This is a genomic window from Parabacteroides sp. KHUB-03, assembly GCF_056640975.1.
On record NZ_CM153257.1, the window covers coordinates 686,594 to 703,351 of the forward strand.

Below are 16,758 nucleotides of genomic sequence, written 5' to 3' on the forward strand. Positions count from 1 at the left end.
TTTGTGTACACTATAAAGTTTTAGTATTATGAAGAATAAGCTTTTCTTTTTTGTTGCAGTCGTATTGTTGTTGAGTTTAAGCGGTTGTTCTTCTTATTACTATTCGATATTGAGTTCAAATGATCGTGTTGGTATAAGAAGCGATCTGGGAGATTTTGTGCAAGAAACGGATACGGTAGTTGTTTCTTATTCTTTTAATGGAGAGAATGCACCGGTATCTATCATTATTTATAATAAACTGGATGAACCTTTGTTTGTCGACTGGACACGTTCGGCTTTGATTATAGATGATATAGCTACGGTTTATCAAGATAAAAAGGTGTTGGTAGAAGGAGAGACAGAGTCGGTCTCCCATGGCGAATCATATAGATGGAATAGTAGGATAACAGAAAATGTAGCTACTTCCCGAGGCTCTTTTGCGGGATCTGTGTTTTTACCCAAAGGTGTAGACTTTATTCCTCCAAAATCGAAAATTGAAAATATACCTCTGAATCTGCCAGGTATTCCTTTTGATAAAATACTCAAGGAAGAGTATGTTAAAGAAAATATTACGACTAATGATTTAAGCGTGGTTTCGGTTCGTACAAAAGAGTTTACGGAAAGTGATTCTCCGTTGTGTTTTAGAAGTTATCTTACGTTATATACTGATGATCATAATGGCAAACAACGTAAGTATATGTTTTTTGAACGTAATTTTTATATTTCAAAATTAATAAAAGCAGGCAATGTCCCTCCATCGGATTTTAGCGAGCAACAGCAGTTATCCGGAGACTTTTCTTATGCCCGGAAAGTAAAAGGGGCGGGTGTTGGAATAGCTGTTGGGGCGGTGGCTCTGGGAGTTGCAAGTGTAGTGGTCGGAGTAGCATTAGGACCGGGTGATGAAAGTTTTAATATTGAATTTTAAGGAAGATATATATGATAAAAGAGCTTGCCGGTTTAAAAACCGTATGTCTGAATGAAACAAAAGATGCCGTTGTAATTTTGGATCAAACCTTGTTGCCTGAAAAAGAAATATATGTCTCGTTGTTTACAGAACAGGATATTTGGGATGCAATATTTAAACTGAAAGTAAGGGGGGCTCCCGCAATAGGTATTGCTGCTGCGTACGGTATTTATATATGTAGTAGTAAAATAAAAACATCTTCTTTTGAGCAATTTTATAATGAATTTTGCAGGATAAAAGTTTTTTTGTCAGGTGCTCGTCCAACTGCCGTAAATTTAGTAGCGGCTTTGGATAGGATGGAACGGCGAATTTTACTGAATAAAGAGAAAAGTGTACCGCAAATTAAACAAGAGTTGTTGAAAGAAGCTCTTGCCATTCGTGAAGAAGATGCAACCGCTTGTCGTCAAATTGGAGAGAATGGTTTGGCTTTACTTCGTCCGGGTATGGGAGTATTGACGCATTGTAATGCCGGGCATTTGGCAGTTTCGGAGTATGGAACGGCTTTAGCCCCTGTTTATTTAGGACAGGAGAGAGGATTTGGTTTTAAAGTATTTGCAGATGAAACACGTCCGCTGTTACAAGGAGCCCGGTTAACTACTTATGAACTGCAGCGTGCAGGCGTGGATGTTACTCTTATTTGCGATAATATGGTTTCAAGTGTAATGCAAAAAGGGTGGGTGCAGGCAGTGCTTGTGGGATGCGACCGTATAGCGGCTAACGGAGATGTTGCAAATAAGATCGGAACTTCTGGTGTTGCCGTATTAGCTCGTTATTATGGAATTCCTTTTTATGTATTAGGGCCTACATCAACAATTGATATGCAGTGTCCCGACGGAAAATCTATTGTGATAGAAGAACGGCATCCGGAAGAGGTTACCGATATGTGGTATAATAGACGAATGGCGCCAGAAAAAGTGAAAGTTTATAATCCTGCATTTGATGTCACACCTCGTGAGCTGATAACGGCTATTATTACGGAAAAGGGGGTATGGTAGAAAATATTTTACGGAAAGTTTTGGTAATAACGAAACTATCTGTAATTTTGCTGCCCAATTTGTGGATATAGTAATAAACAATATAATACATTAAAAATTATGATCGTAGTTCCATTGAAAGAAGGCGAGAACATTGAAAAAGCGTTGAAAAAGTTCAAAAGAAAGTTTGAAAAGACTGGTATTGTAAAAGAATTGAGAAGTCGTCAGGCTTTTGAAAAACCTTCAGTTGCAAAAAGAAAACAAACTATGCGTGCAATATACGTTCAGCATTTGCAGCAAGTAGAAGAATAAATATAGAGCCAGGCTTGTTTTATTGAATTCTTATTCCTATTTTCGTTGCATAAAAGTTGATGCAACGTGGACGAACTGATAGATGATTTTTTAACTTATCTGCGGTATGAAAGGAATTATTCCGATTATACGGTTGATGCTTACTCGAAAGATTTAAGTCAATTTGAAGAGTATGTAAAGGATCGTCTGGAAGGTGTTTTTAGTCCCGGTCTTATTGATTCGGATATAGTGAGAAGTTGGATAGTCTATTTATTGGATGAAAAGATTTCTCCCGTGTCGGTAAATCGCAAATTGAGTTCTTTGAAATCTTTTTTTAAGTTTCTCATGAAACAGAGAATTGTTTCTGTAAATCCGCTTCGGTTAGTAACCGGGCCTAAAACAAAGAAACCATTACCCTATTTTGTAAAGGAAGGAGAAATGGATATACTGTTGGATGGTGATGGGTTTGATGAGGATTTTGAAGGTATAAGGAATCGTTTGATGCTGGAATTATTTTATGATACCGGAATACGGCGCTCGGAATTGATCGGAATTAAAAATTCGGATGTGGATTTCGATGCGATGCAATTAAAAGTTACCGGTAAGCGTAATAAACAGCGGTTGATCCCTTTTGCAGAAGGTTTAAAAAACTTAATGCTTGCATACACTGAAGTTCGAAATCGTGAAGTTGGCATACAATGTGAATGGTTCTTTGTAAGAAAGAATGGAACGCAGCTTTCTACAGGTATTGTATACAATATAGTAAAGAAGATGCTGTCGGAAATCCCGACATTGGCAAAATGTAGCCCGCACGTATTGAGACATTCATTTGCAACCAGTATGTTAAATAATGGAGCGGAGTTGAATGCTGTGAAAGAATTACTCGGACATAGCAGTTTGGCTTCAACCAGTGTTTATACGCATACAACCTTTGAGGAATTAAAAAAAGTGTATCATGCTCATCCCAGAGCAAAAAAAGAAGGAGGTAATTATGGAAATTAGAATTCATGCTATCCATTTTGACGCAACAGTACAGCTTGAGGCGTTTATTCAGAAGAAAGTGTCTAAGTTGGAACAATATTTTGACGGCATTATATTAGCTGAAGTTACTCTGAAGGTTGTGAAACCTGAAAGTGCCAATAATAAACAGGTAGGCATTTTGCTGAAAATCAAAAATGGAGATTGCTTTGCGGAAAAAGTAACAGATACTTTTGAAGCATCTGTTGATGAATGTGTTGAAGCATTAGAAAAGCAATTGATTAAATTCAAAGAAAAAATCAGAGCCAAATAAAAAAAACGGTAGATAAATTTGGTATGTAAGAAATAATATCTAAATTTGCAGCCGTTTCGCCATCATGACGGAACGGCTTCTTTTAGAAGTTTCTATCGCCTCTTTAGCTCAGTTGGCCAGAGCACGTGATTTGTAATCTCGGGGTCGTTGGTTCGAATCCGACAAGAGGCTCAAAAGGGTTGACGGTGGAAAGTTGACAGTTGGCAGTTTATGTCGCTTTCCTGTTTTTTATCTGTCAACTGTCAACTGCTTGGGCAGTTACCAGAGTGGCCAAATGGGGCTGACTGTAACTCAGCTGGCTTTCGCCTTCGGTGGTTCGAATCCATCACTGCCCACACTTGAGATATAGAACATGCCGTCAGGCCGGTTGGTTTAATGTTGAGAGTAAATTGCGGAAGTAGCTCAGTTGATAGAGCATTAGCCTTCCAAGCTGAGGGTCGCGGGTTTGAGTCCCGTCTTCCGCTCTTATTGCCTGTGTAGCTCAGCGGTAGAGCACTTCCTTGGTAAGGAAGAGGTCCCGAGTTCAAGTCTCGGCACCGGCTCATTGGTATTTTTTAGAACATGATCATTAATCAAATAAAGAACAATTAAGTTATGGCAAAAGAGAAATTTGACAGATCGAAACCACATGTGAACATTGGTACGATTGGTCACGTTGACCACGGTAAAACAACTTTGACAGCTGCAATTACAACAGTATTGGCAAAGAGAGGTCTTTCAGAATTGCGTTCATTCGATTCTATCGATAACGCTCCTGAAGAAAAAGAAAGAGGTATCACTATCAACACTTCTCACGTAGAGTATCAGACTGCAAACCGTCACTATGCTCACGTAGACTGTCCGGGTCACGCCGACTACGTAAAGAACATGGTAACTGGTGCTGCTCAGATGGACGGTGCTATCATTGTAGTTGCTGCTACTGATGGTCCTATGCCTCAGACTCGTGAACACATCTTGTTGGCTCGTCAGGTAAACGTACCGAGATTGGTTGTGTTTATGAACAAATGCGACATGGTTGACGACGAAGAAATGTTGGAATTGGTTGAAATGGAAATGAGAGAATTACTTTCTTTCTACCAGTTTGATGGTGACAACACTCCGTTTATCCGTGGTTCTGCTCTTGGTGCATTGAATGGTGAACCGAAATGGGAAGACAAGGTTATGGAATTGATGGATGCAGTAGATACTTGGATTCCTCTGCCTCCGCGTGATGTCGATAAACCTTTCTTGATGCCGGTTGAAGACGTGTTCTCTATTACTGGTCGTGGTACAGTTGCAACAGGTCGTATCGAAGCAGGTATTGTAAAAGTTGGTGAAGAAGTTCAGATCATTGGTCTGGGTGCTGACGGAAAGAAATCTGTTGTTACAGGTGTTGAAATGTTCCGTAAGTTGTTGGATCAGGGTGAAGCCGGTGACAATGTAGGTCTGTTGCTTCGTGGTATTGACAAAAACGAAATCAAACGTGGTATGGTAATCTGCCATCCGGGTAAGGTTAAAGAACATTCTAGATTCAAGGCTGAAGTTTATATCTTGAAGAAAGAAGAAGGTGGCCGTCATACTCCGTTCCACAACAAATACCGTCCTCAGTTCTATATCCGTACATTGGACGTAACAGGTGAAATCACTCTTCCTGAAGGAACAGAAATGGTAATGCCTGGTGATAACGTAACAATTGACGTTGAACTGATTTACCCGGTAGCTTGTAATGTAGGTCTTCGTTTCGCTATTCGTGAAGGTGGACGTACAGTAGGTGCAGGTCAGATCACAGAATTAGAAAACTAATTCAATATACATAAATATGTAGCCAGCCTTGTTGAGAGGTTGGCTATTTTACGGAAGTAGCTCAGTTGGTAGAGCACTGGTCTCCAAAACCAGGTGTCGGGAGTTCGAGCCTCTCCTTCCGTGCTAAAATCTATAGATTCGATGAAAAAGATAATTACTTATATTAAGGAATCTTATAACGAACTTGTTTATAAAGTTTCTTGGCCTACTAGAACAGAGCTTTCCAATAGTGCTGTGGTTGTTATGTTTGCTTCCCTTATAATCGCAGCAGTAATCTTTGTTGTAGACTTAGGTTTTGAAAGCGTGATGCGTTTCTTCTACGAGAAAATTTTTTAATCGGTTTTTGATATGTCTGATATCCAAAAGAAATTTTATGTTCTTCGCGCCATAAGTGGTAAAGAGAATAAGGTTAGAGAATATCTAGAAGCTGAGTTGAAGAATACAGACTTAGGAGAGTATGTTTCACAAGTTTTGATTCCTACCGAAAAAACGTTTACTGTGCGTAATGGTAAAAAGGTTATGAAAGAAAGAGCCTATTTGCCGGGTTATGTACTTGTAGAGGCAGCTTTGGTGGGTGAAGTAGCTCATCGATTGCGAAACATTCCCAATGTGATTGGATTTTTAGGAGGTTCGGATAATCCCGTGCCTTTGCGTCCGGCAGAAGTAAATCGTATTTTAGGTACGGTTGATGAATTGCAGGAACAGCAGGAAGAACTGGATATTCAATTTTTTGTTGGAGAGAATGTGAAAATCACCTTTGGACCATTTAATGGTTTTACGGGTGTGATCGAAGAGGTAAATGCTGAGAAAAAGAAACTCAAAGTAATGGTTAAGGTCTTCGGACGTAAAACACCGCTTGAGTTGGGTTATATGCAAGTTGAGAAAGAGTAAGTGCTTTTGTTACGAAAAGTACGGGGCTTTCTGTTTTTGATGTTATATATCTAAATTTTAGAAAAATGGCTAAAGAAGTTGCTGGACAAATCAAATTGCAGATTAAAGGAGGAGCAGCAAACCCTTCTCCCCCAGTAGGACCTGCTTTGGGTTCTAAGGGTATTAATATTATGGAGTTTTGCAAGCAATTTAATGCCAAGACCCAAGACAAGGCTGGTAAGATATTACCTGTTATAATTACTTATTATGCCGATAAGTCTTTCGACTTTATTGTCAAAACCCCTCCTGTAGCTATTCAATTGCTTGAAGCTACTAAGGCAAAAAGTGGTTCTGCAGAACCTAATCGTAAGAAAATTGCAGAAATCACTTGGGATCAGGTTAAAGCTATCGCTGAAGACAAGTTGGTCGATTTAAACTGCTTTACTGTTGACTCAGCCATGAAAATGGTTGCAGGTACTGCCAGAAGTATGGGTATAACTGTTAAAGGGACATTCCCGGGTAATAATTAATAAACTTCAATTGAGATGAGTAAACTTACAAAAAATCAAAAGTTGGCTTTGGGCAAGATTGAAGCTGGGAAAGCATATACATTAAAAGAAGCTTCAGCTTTAGTAAAAGAAATTACTACGACTAAGTTTGATGCATCTGTAGATGTTGACGTTCGTTTAGGTGTTGACCCTCGTAAGGCAAATCAAATGGTAAGAGGTGTGGTTTCATTACCTCACGGAACTGGAAAGCAGGTTAGGGTTCTCGCATTATGTACACCGGACAAAGAAGCTGAGGCTACTGCTGCAGGAGCTGACTTTGTTGGATTAGATGAATATATTGAAAAGATTAAAGGCGGTTGGACTGATATTGACGTTATCATTACTATGCCTTCTATCATGGGTAAAATCGGTGCTTTGGGTAGAGTTTTAGGCCCTCGTGGTTTGATGCCAAATCCAAAAAGTGGTACTGTTACCAATGAAGTAGGTAATGCAGTGAAAGAAGTTAAACAAGGTAAGATCGACTTTAAGGTAGACAAAGCCGGAATCGTTCACACATCAATTGGTAAGGTATCTTTCAATGCTGACCAGATTCGTGATAACGCTAAGGAATTTATTTCAACTTTGCTTAAGTTGAAACCGTCTGCAGCTAAAGGTACGTATATAAAGAGCATTTATCTTTCAAGTACAATGAGCGCGGGTATTAAAATTGACCCGAAATCAGTTGAAGAAAACTAATTAAAATTATTGCACAATGAAAAAGGAAGATAAAGGCATAGTAATAAGCCAGCTTACAGAAACTGTAAAGGAATATCCTAACTTTTATTTGACTGATATCGAGGCACTGGATGCTGAGAAAACCAGCAAATTGAGAAGAGAATGTTTCAAGCAAGATGTAAAGTTGGTTGTTGTTAAGAACAACTTGCTTAAGAAAGCACTTGAAAATGTTGGCGGTGATTTTTCTCCGTTGCAGGTTGCTTTAAAAGGCAATACAGCTGTAATGTTTTCACAGACAGCTAATGCTCCTGCTCGTCTGATTAAAGAATTTACTAAAGGTGCTAAAAAAGGTGAAACAACAAAACCGGAATTGAAGGCTGCCTATGTTCAGGAAAGCTTCTATATTGGTGGCGAAAACCTTGAAACATTAGTAAATATCAAGAGTAAAAATGAACTTATTGCAGATGTTATTGCATTGTTGGAATCACCTGCAAAGAATGTTATTTCCGCTCTACAGTCATCAGGACAAACTATCCATGGTCTGTTGAAGACTCTGGAAGAAAGATAATAAATTAATTTTATACAGATAATAATCATTTAAATCATACAAAAATGGCAGATTTGAAAGCTTTTGCAGAACAATTAGTGAACTTGACCGTTAAAGAAGTAAGTGAACTGGCAACTATCCTTAAAGAAGAATACGGTATCGAACCTGCTGCTGCAGCTGTTGCTGTTGCAGGTCCTGCTGCTGGTGGTGCTGCTGCCGCTGCAGAAGAAAAAACTTCTTTCGATGTTGTATTGAAAGCCGCTGGTGCTAATAAGCTGGCTATCGTTAAGTTAGTAAAAGAATTAACTGGTCTGGGCTTGAAGGAAGCTAAAGATTTAGTTGATGGCGCTCCTAGCAACGTTAAAGAAGGTGTAGCTAAGGCTGATGCTGAAGCATTGAAAAAGAGCTTAGAAGAAGCTGGAGCTGAAGTTGAGCTTAAATAGTATTTATAACCTGGTAATCAGGTGATTTGGTTAAGAGTCTCCGACTAGGGAAGACTCTTAACCTTTTTGTGTCTATAATTTCAATAAGTTCAATAAATTCCTTACTAGATGTCTTCAACAGCTGAAAACCAAAGAGTTAATTTTGCTTCGATTAAGAATCAGTTCCCATATCCTGACTTCCTCGAAGTTCAATTGAAGTCATTCCAAGACTTTCTTCAACTTGACACACCTCCTGAAAAGAGAAAAAAGGAGGGGTTGTATAAGGTATTTGCAGAAAACTTTCCGATTGCAGATACTCGTAACAACTTCGTGTTGGAGTTCTTAGATTACTATATAGATCCGCCCCGTTATACTATTGACGAATGTATTGCCCGCGGACTAACCTATAGTGTACCTTTAAAAGCAAAGTTAAAACTATATTGTACTGACCCTGATCATGAGGATTTTGATACTGTGATCCAGGATGTATATTTAGGCCCGATTCCTTATATGACGGAAAGAGGTACTTTTGTGATAAATGGTGCAGAGCGTGTTGTTGTGTCTCAGTTACACCGTTCGCCTGGTGTATTTTTCGGACAGAGTATTCATGCGAATGGTACAAAATTGTACTCTGCACGTATTATCCCGTTTAAGGGTTCATGGATCGAATTTGCAACAGACATAAATAATGTGATGTATGCATATATTGATCGTAAAAAGAAATTGCCTGTAACTACCCTTTTAAGAGCTATTGGTTTTGAAAGTGATAGAGATATTCTTGAAATTTTTAATCTGGCGGAAGAGGTAAAAGTTTCAAAAGCAAATCTGAAGAAATTAATCGGCCGTAAACTGGCGGCTCGTGTTCTGAAGACTTGGGTGGAAGATTTCGTAGATGAAGATACTGGAGAAGTTGTATCTATTGAACGTAATGATGTTATCATAGATCGTGAATCTATTCTTGATAACGAAAATATTGAGGCTATTCTGGAATCTGGTACGCAAAACATTTTGTTACACCGCGAAGACCAGAATTTGTCAGATTATGCTATAATCTATAATACTCTTCAAAAAGACCCGAGTAACTCAGAGAAGGAGGCTGTTCTGTATATTTATCGCCAGTTAAGAAATGCAGAGCCTGCTGATGAAGCTAGTGCACGTGAAGTTATTACGAACCTGTTCTTCTCTGAAAAACGTTATGACCTGGGTGAAGTTGGCCGTTATAGAATTAATAAAAAATTAGGTCTTACAACAAGTGAGGATGTTAAAGTCCTGACTAAAGAAGATATAATCGAGATCATTAAATATTTGATAGAGTTGATTAACTCTAAAGCAATTGTTGATGATATCGACCACTTAAGTAACCGTCGTGTACGTACAGTTGGTGAACAGCTGTATAATCAATTTGGTATTGGTTTGGCCCGTATGTCGCGTACAGTACGTGAACGTATGAATGTTCGTGATAATGAGGTGTTTACTCCGATTGATTTGATTAATGCAAAGACAATTTCTTCTGTTGTTAATTCTTTCTTTGGAACGAATGCTTTGTCACAGTTTATGGACCAGACAAACCCATTGGCTGAAATTACGCATAAACGTCGTTTGTCTGCACTAGGTCCTGGCGGTTTGTCAAGAGAACGTGCAGGGTTCGAGGTTCGTGACGTACACTATACACATTATGGCCGTCTTTGTCCGATTGAAACCCCTGAAGGTCCGAATATCGGTTTGATTTCTTCTTTGTGTGTCTATGCAAAAATTAATGAATTAGGCTTTATTTCAACTCCATACCGCAAGGTAAACAGTGGTGTGGTTGATATGTCTAATGAAAATATGCAATATTACACAGCGGAAGAAGAAGAAGAATTGACTATCGCACAGGGTAATGCATTGCTTGATGAAAACGGTAAATTTGTACGTGACCGAATAAAAGCGCGTTTTGAAGCTGATTTCCCTGTTGTTCCGCCTGCTGAAATTGATTTGATGGACGTGGCTCCTCAACAGATTGCTTCTATAGCGGCATCTTTAATTCCTTTCTTGGAACATGATGATGCTAACCGTGCATTGATGGGATCTAACATGATGCGCCAGGCTGTGCCTTTGTTGCGTACGGATGCTCCTATTGTCGGTACTGGTATTGAAGCCCAGGTTGCAAGAGATTCCCGTACTCAGATTATGGCTGAACGCGATGGGGAGATTGTATTCGTAGATGCAACTTGTATTAAGATTAAATATGACCGCACGGAAGACGAAGAATTTGTAAGTTTCGAAGATGCGGTTAAGACATATAATATTCCGAAATGGCGTAAAACCAATCAGAGTACAACTGTTGACTTACGACCGATCTGTCATCGTGGCCAACGTGTGAAATCCGGTGATATCCTGACAGAAGGCTATTCAACTCAGGAAGGCGAACTTGCTTTAGGACGTAATGTGAAAGTTGCGTATATGCCTTGGAAGGGATATAACTATGAGGATGCTATTGTGCTGAACGAACGTATGGTTCGTGAAGATTTCTTTACCTCTGTTCACGTAGACGAATATATTCTTGAAGTACGTGAAACCAAACGTGGTATGGAAGAACTTACTTCCGATATTCCAAATGTTAGCGAAGAAGCTACGAAAGATTTGGATGAAAGAGGTATTGTTCGTGTTGGTGCTCGTATTGAACCGGGAGATATTCTGATTGGTAAGATTACTCCAAAAGGAGAATCCGATCCTTCTCCGGAAGAAAAATTGTTGCGTGCTATTTTTGGTGATAAAGCCGGAGATGTGAAAGATGCTTCATTAAAAGCTACCCCGTCTTTGCGAGGTGTGGTTATCGAAACATCATTGTTCTCAAAGGCTGTCAAGAAACGTAAATCCAGACTGACAGATAAAGCTATTCTTCCGAAACTGGATGAAGAATACGAACAAAAAATGATAGACTTGAAGAACTTATTAGTTGAGAAACTATTAGTTCTTACAAATGGCAAAACTTCTCAGGGTGTGAAAGATTATATGAATACCGAAGTGATTGCCAAAGGTGCTAAATTCTCTCGTAAAGCTTTAGAAGAATTAGACTATAATGCTGTTCAGGTTAGTAAGTGGACGGCAGATGCTGATAAGAATGAGTTGATCAAACAAGTTATTCTGAATTATCTGAAGAAATATAAAGAACTGGATGCTGAACTGAGACGCCGGAAATTCGATCTCACAATCGGTGATGAATTGCCAACAGGTATTGTTCAGATGGCTAAAGTTTATATTGCTAAGAAACGTAAGATTCAGGTAGGTGATAAGATGGCTGGTCGCCATGGTAATAAAGGTATCGTGTCTAAGATCGTTCGTCAGGAAGACATGCCATTCTTGGAAGATGGAACTCCTGTTGATATTTGTTTGAACCCTCTGGGTGTGCCTTCTCGTATGAACCTTGGACAGATTTTTGAAGCTGTATTAGGTTGGGCTGGCCGTACCTTGGATGTTAAGTTTGCAACTCCGATCTTTGACGGTGCTACACTGGATAATATGAATGAATGGACTGATAAAGCAGGCCTTCCGCGTTATGGTAAGACCTATCTGTATGACGGTGGAACAGGCGAACGTTTTGACCAACCGGCAACAGTCGGTGTGACTTATTTCTTGAAATTAGGCCACATGGTTGATGATAAGATGCATGCTCGTTCTATTGGCCCGTATTCATTGATTACTCAGCAGCCATTAGGTGGTAAAGCTCAGTTTGGTGGTCAGCGTTTTGGAGAAATGGAAGTTTGGGCACTGGAAGCGTTCGGTGCGGCACATATTCTTCAGGAAATACTAACAATCAAGTCTGATGACGTTGTCGGACGTTCTAAGGCTTATGAAGCAATTGTTAAGGGTGATGCGATGCCACAACCAGGTATCCCGGAATCTCTGAATGTATTGTTGCATGAGTTGAGAGGTCTTGGTTTAAGTTTCACATTGGATTAATTCAAAAACAATAAGAGTAGGTGAGCTTTGGCTCATCTGCTTTATCTATTGATAACTCTTTATAAATAAAAAATATGGCCTTTAGAAAAGAAAACAAGATAAAGAGTAACTTTTCAAAAATAACCATCGGTCTGGCATCACCTGAAGAGATTCTTGAAAACTCCAGTGGTGAAGTCTTAAAACCCGAAACGATTAATTATCGTACATACAAGCCTGAACGTGACGGTTTGTTCTGCGAACGCATTTTTGGTCCTATTAAGGATTATGAATGTCATTGCGGAAAATACAAACGTATTCGTTATAAGGGTATTGTCTGTGACCGTTGTGGTGTGGAAGTTACAGAGAAAAAAGTTCGTCGTGAACGTATGGGACACATCCATCTGGTTGTTCCTGTAGCTCATATCTGGTACTTCCGTTCATTGCCTAACAAAATAGGTTATTTGTTGGGACTTCCGACAAAAAAACTGGATTCCATTATTTATTATGAACGATATGTTGTTATTCAGCCTGGTTGTGTAGATACAGTTGCTGAATTAGACTTATTGTCAGAAGAAGAATATTTGCAGATTTTGGATAGTCTGCCAAAAGAAAATCAATTACTTGAAGATACTGATCCTAACAAATTTATTGCGAAGATCGGTGCTGAAGCCGTATATGATTTATTGGCTCGTCTGGATCTGGATTCTTTGTCTTATGAATTGCGTCACCGTGCAAGCACGGATGGTTCGCAGCAGAGAAAGAATGAAGCATTGAAACGTTTGCAGGTTGTTGAATCTTTCCGTGCATCCAGAGGTCGTAATAAACCGGAATGGATGATCGTCAAGGTTGTTCCTGTTATTCCTCCGGAATTGCGTCCGTTGGTTCCACTGGATGGTGGCCGTTTCGCTACTTCAGATTTGAATGATTTATATCGTCGGGTTATTATCCGTAATAACCGTTTGAAACGATTAATCGATATTAAAGCTCCCGAAGTGATTTTGCGTAATGAAAAACGTATGCTTCAGGAAGCTGTGGACTCTTTATTTGACAATTCTCGTAAATCGAGTGCTGTAAAGACTGATGCTAACCGTCCGTTAAAGTCATTGTCTGACAGTTTGAAAGGTAAACAAGGCCGTTTCCGTCAGAACTTGTTAGGTAAACGTGTCGACTATTCAGCTCGTTCGGTTATTGTCGTTGGCCCTGAATTGAAAATGCATGAATGCGGTTTGCCAAAAGGTATGGCTGCCGAACTTTATAAACCTTTTGTTATTCGTAAATTGATCGAACGTGGTATTGTTAAGACCGTTAAATCTGCTAAGAAGATTGTGGATCGCAAAGAACCGGTTGTTTGGGATATTTTGGAATATGTAATGAAAGGTCATCCTGTGTTGTTGAACCGTGCTCCTACATTGCACCGTTTAGGTATACAGGCGTTTCAGCCAAAATTGATTGAAGGTAAGGCTATTCAGTTGCACCCGTTGGCTTGTACGGCTTTCAATGCCGACTTCGACGGTGACCAGATGGCTGTTCACTTGCCATTAGGTAATGAGGCTATTTTGGAAGCTCAGATGTTGATGCTTGCATCACATAACATTTTGAATCCGGCAAATGGTGCTCCTATTACCGTCCCTTCACAGGATATGGTGCTTGGTTTGTATTATATCACAAAATTGCGTAAAGGTACTTTAGGCGAAGGTTTGATGTTTTACGGTCCGGAAGAAGCAACAATCGCATACAATGAAAAGAAGGTTGATATCCATGCTCCGATCAAAGTCTATGTAGATAATGTAGAAGAAGATGGTAAGTTGGTGAAGAAAATTATCGAAACTTCTGTCGGTCGTTTGATGGTGAATGAATTTGTACCTACTGAAGTTGGCTATATCAATGAAGTGTTAGGAAAGAAAACTCTTCGTGATATTATCGGTAAAGTTATCAAAGTTTGTGGTGTTGCACGTACAGCCCAGTTCCTTGATGATATTAAGAATCTGGGATATTATATGGCATTCAAGGGTGGTTTGTCATTTAACCTGGCCGACGTTCTTATTCCTGCTGAAAAGGACGAATTGGTGAAGGAAGGTTATGATGAGGTAGAACAAATCCTTGCAAACTATAACATGGGTTTCATCACAAACAATGAACGTTATAATCAGATTATTGATACGTGGACTCACGTTAACAGTAAGTTGTCAAATATTTTGATCAAGCAACTTACTGCGGATAATGACGGTTTCAATTCTATCTATATGATGATGGATTCCGGTGCCCGTGGTTCTAAAGAACAGATTCGTCAGTTGTCTGGTATGCGTGGTTTGATGGCAAAACCGCAGAAGAGCGGTGCTGAGGGTGGACAGATTATTGAAAACCCAATCCTTTCAAACTTTAAAGAAGGTTTGTCTGTGTTGGAGTACTTTATCTCTACTCACGGTGCTCGTAAAGGTTTGGCCGATACGGCTTTGAAAACTGCTGATGCTGGTTACCTGACTCGTCGTTTGGTTGACGTATCACATGATGTGATCATTAATGAAGAGGATTGTGGTACTTTACGCGGTTTGATTTGTACGGAGCTAAAGAATAACGAAGAAGTTATTGCTTCTTTGTATGAACGTATCCTGGGACGTGTTTCGGTTCATGATATTATTCATCCGATAACAGGTGAAGTGATTGTACATACAGGTGAAGAAATTCGCGAAGATGCAGCTCTGAAAATTCAGGAATCTCCGATTGAAAGCGTAGAAATCCGTTCTGTACTGACTTGTGAATCTAAAAAAGGTGTTTGTGCTAAATGTTATGGACGTAACTTAGCTACAGGGCGTATGGTTCAGAAGGGCGAGGTTGTCGGTGTAATTGCAGCGCAGTCTATCGGTGAACCGGGTACTCAGTTGACATTGCGTACGTTCCACGTGGGTGGTATCGCTTCCAATATTGCAACAGAAAATAGCATTACTTCTAAATATGATGGTATTATTGAAATTGACGAATTACGCTCTGTAGAAGCTGCGGATGAAAGCAATGGAAAGAAATACCAGGTTGTAGTAAGCCGTTTGGCTGAAATGCGTATTGTCGATCCGAATACAAAAATTGTCTTACTTACTCATAATATACCTTACGGTTCTAAGTTATTCTTCAATAATGGTGATACTATTAAGAAGGGTGATGTAATTATTGAATGGGACCCGTTCAATGCCGTTATTGTATCGGAAGTATCAGGTAAGATTGAATTTGAAAGTGTAGTTGAAAACGTTACCTACAAAGTAGAAAGTGATGAAACTACAGGTTTGAAAGAAAAGATTATTATTGAATCTAAGGATAAAACCAAGGCTCCGGCTGCTCATATCGTAGACGAAAATGGAAATTATTTGAAGAACTATTCATTGCCTTTGGGTGCACACGTTGTGAAAGATAACGGTGATCCGATTAAGGCTGGTGAAGTTCTTGTTAAAATCCCTCGTGCTGTTGGTAAAGCAGGTGACATCACCGGCGGTCTTCCACGTGTTACAGAGTTGTTTGAAGCCCGTAACCCGTCTAATCCTGCAGTTGTTTCTGAAATTGATGGTGAAATTGGCTTTGGTAAGATCAAACGTGGTAACCGTGAAATTACAGTAACTTCCAAGTTGGGTGAAGTTAAGAAGTATATGGTGCCTTTGTCAAAACAACTTTTGGTTCAGGAGAATGACTATATACGTGCAGGTATGCCTTTGTCTGACGGTGCAATCACACCTTCTGATATTCTGGCTATCCAGGGACCTACGGCTGTACAAGAATATATTGTTAATGAAGTGCAGGATGTTTACCGTTTGCAGGGTGTGAAGATCAATGACAAACACTTTGAAGTAATCGTTCGTCAGATGATGCGTAAGGTGGAAGTGGTTGATCCGGGAGATACTCGCTTCCTGGAACAACAGGTGGTGGATAAACTGGAAGTAATGGATGAAAACGACCGTATCTGGGGCAAGAAAGTTGTTATAGAACCGGGAGATTCTCAGACATTGCAAGCCGGTCAGATCGTAACTGCCCGTAAGTTGAGAGACGAGAACAGTATGTTGAAACGTCGTGACCTTAAATTGGTTGAAGTACGTGATGCCGTTCCTGCTACAGCAAACCAGATTCTTCAGGGTATTACCCGTGCAGCTTTGCAGACGAATAGCTTTATGTCTGCTGCATCTTTCCAGGAAACGACAAAGGTGTTGAACGAGGCTGCTATCAACGGAAAAGTAGACCGCCTGGAAGGTTTGAAAGAAAATGTTATCTGCGGACACTTAATTCCTGCAGGTACAGGCCAGAGAGATTTCGATAAACTTGTGGTTGGTGCTAAAGATGAATTCGAACGCATCTTTGCGAATCGTAAGAATGTTGTTGATTTTAATGGTATGGACAGAGATGATGAATAAAATCAGATAAGTCTTAAAAAGAAAGGTCTCCGATAACTCGGAGGCCTTTTTTTATATCTTCTAATTTGGTTAATAAATGGAGAACTTTTATTTTTGTGAGTATATG

Annotated in this window: 14 protein-coding genes and 5 tRNA genes; all 19 read left to right on the forward strand. The window is 39.6% G+C overall.

All coding sequences use genetic code 11. The features are described 5' to 3' along the window. The first annotated feature begins 28 nt into the window (after positions 1 to 28). The 19 genes from ACYIB7_RS02885 to rpoC all read left to right on the forward strand — a co-directional run bounded on the left by ACYIB7_RS02885 (position 29) and on the right by rpoC (position 16,652). Positions 29 to 904: a hypothetical protein gene (locus ACYIB7_RS02885; RefSeq protein WP_103984090.1), complete on the forward strand. Its 876-nt coding sequence runs from the start codon at positions 29 to 31 to the stop codon at positions 902 to 904. 11 nt (positions 905 to 915) lie between these two features. Further along, positions 916 to 1,938 carry an S-methyl-5-thioribose-1-phosphate isomerase gene (gene mtnA / locus ACYIB7_RS02890; protein ID WP_103984089.1) on the forward strand — a complete coding sequence of 341 codons (1,023 nt, stop codon included), beginning with the start codon at positions 916 to 918 and terminating at the stop codon, positions 1,936 to 1,938. A 99-nt stretch (positions 1,939 to 2,037) separates the two neighbouring features. Then, positions 2,038 to 2,229 (forward strand): 30S ribosomal protein S21, encoded by a 192-nt coding sequence (rpsU, locus tag ACYIB7_RS02895; protein WP_103984088.1) that lies wholly within the window; start codon positions 2,038 to 2,040, stop codon positions 2,227 to 2,229. Positions 2,230 to 2,295: 66 nt separating this feature from the next. Beyond that, entirely contained in the window at positions 2,296 to 3,210 is a 915-nt protein-coding gene (locus ACYIB7_RS02900; RefSeq protein WP_103984087.1) for a tyrosine-type recombinase/integrase, read from the forward strand. Continuing rightward, the gene (gene hpf / locus ACYIB7_RS02905; RefSeq protein ID WP_099464058.1) at positions 3,200 to 3,499 is read left to right on the forward strand and encodes a ribosome hibernation-promoting factor, HPF/YfiA family; all 300 of its coding nucleotides are present in this window, start codon (positions 3,200 to 3,202) and stop codon (positions 3,497 to 3,499) included. The genes ACYIB7_RS02900 and hpf overlap by 11 nt, the downstream gene beginning before the upstream one ends. 97 nt (positions 3,500 to 3,596) lie before the next feature. After that, a tRNA-Thr gene (locus ACYIB7_RS02910) sits at positions 3,597 to 3,670 on the forward strand. Positions 3,671 to 3,751: 81 nt separating this feature from the next. Beyond that, positions 3,752 to 3,834 (forward strand) — tRNA-Tyr (locus ACYIB7_RS02915). A gap of 56 nt (positions 3,835 to 3,890) precedes the next feature. Further along, positions 3,891 to 3,963: transfer RNA gene (locus tag ACYIB7_RS02920), tRNA-Gly, on the forward strand. 6 nt (positions 3,964 to 3,969) lie between these two features. Further along, a tRNA-Thr gene (locus ACYIB7_RS02925) sits at positions 3,970 to 4,041 on the forward strand. A gap of 52 nt (positions 4,042 to 4,093) precedes the next feature. Next, positions 4,094 to 5,281: an elongation factor Tu gene (gene tuf, locus ACYIB7_RS02930; protein WP_099463486.1), complete on the forward strand. Its 1,188-nt coding sequence runs from the start codon at positions 4,094 to 4,096 to the stop codon at positions 5,279 to 5,281. Positions 5,282 to 5,331: 50 nt separating this feature from the next. After that, a tRNA-Trp gene (locus tag ACYIB7_RS02935) sits at positions 5,332 to 5,404 on the forward strand. An 18-nt stretch (positions 5,405 to 5,422) separates the two neighbouring features. Continuing rightward, complete coding sequence (gene secE, locus ACYIB7_RS02940; RefSeq protein ID WP_007654183.1) at positions 5,423 to 5,617, forward strand: preprotein translocase subunit SecE; 195 nt, start codon at positions 5,423 to 5,425, stop codon at positions 5,615 to 5,617. 12 nt (positions 5,618 to 5,629) lie between these two features. Beyond that, positions 5,630 to 6,172 carry a transcription termination/antitermination protein NusG gene (nusG, locus tag ACYIB7_RS02945; protein WP_103984086.1) on the forward strand — a complete coding sequence of 181 codons (543 nt, stop codon included), beginning with the start codon at positions 5,630 to 5,632 and terminating at the stop codon, positions 6,170 to 6,172. 65 nt (positions 6,173 to 6,237) lie between these two features. Continuing rightward, a complete protein-coding gene (gene rplK, locus ACYIB7_RS02950) occupies positions 6,238 to 6,681 on the forward strand; it encodes a 50S ribosomal protein L11 (protein WP_099463484.1) in 444 nt (147 codons plus the stop codon). Positions 6,682 to 6,696: 15 nt separating this feature from the next. Then, complete coding sequence (rplA, locus tag ACYIB7_RS02955; RefSeq protein WP_099463483.1) at positions 6,697 to 7,395, forward strand: 50S ribosomal protein L1; 699 nt, start codon at positions 6,697 to 6,699, stop codon at positions 7,393 to 7,395. 16 nt (positions 7,396 to 7,411) lie between these two features. Then, positions 7,412 to 7,942 carry a 50S ribosomal protein L10 gene (gene rplJ / locus ACYIB7_RS02960; RefSeq protein ID WP_103984085.1) on the forward strand — a complete coding sequence of 177 codons (531 nt, stop codon included), beginning with the start codon at positions 7,412 to 7,414 and terminating at the stop codon, positions 7,940 to 7,942. Positions 7,943 to 7,986: 44 nt separating this feature from the next. Further along, positions 7,987 to 8,364 carry a 50S ribosomal protein L7/L12 gene (gene rplL / locus ACYIB7_RS02965; RefSeq protein ID WP_099463481.1) on the forward strand — a complete coding sequence of 126 codons (378 nt, stop codon included), beginning with the start codon at positions 7,987 to 7,989 and terminating at the stop codon, positions 8,362 to 8,364. A 108-nt stretch (positions 8,365 to 8,472) separates the two neighbouring features. After that, on the forward strand, positions 8,473 to 12,285 hold the full coding sequence (gene rpoB / locus ACYIB7_RS02970; protein ID WP_099463480.1) for a DNA-directed RNA polymerase subunit beta: 3,813 nt from the start codon (positions 8,473 to 8,475) through the stop codon (positions 12,283 to 12,285). Between the two features lie 74 nt (positions 12,286 to 12,359). Continuing rightward, positions 12,360 to 16,652 (forward strand): DNA-directed RNA polymerase subunit beta', encoded by a 4,293-nt coding sequence (gene rpoC, locus ACYIB7_RS02975; protein WP_103984084.1) that lies wholly within the window; start codon positions 12,360 to 12,362, stop codon positions 16,650 to 16,652. Positions 16,653 to 16,758 lie beyond the last annotated feature (106 nt).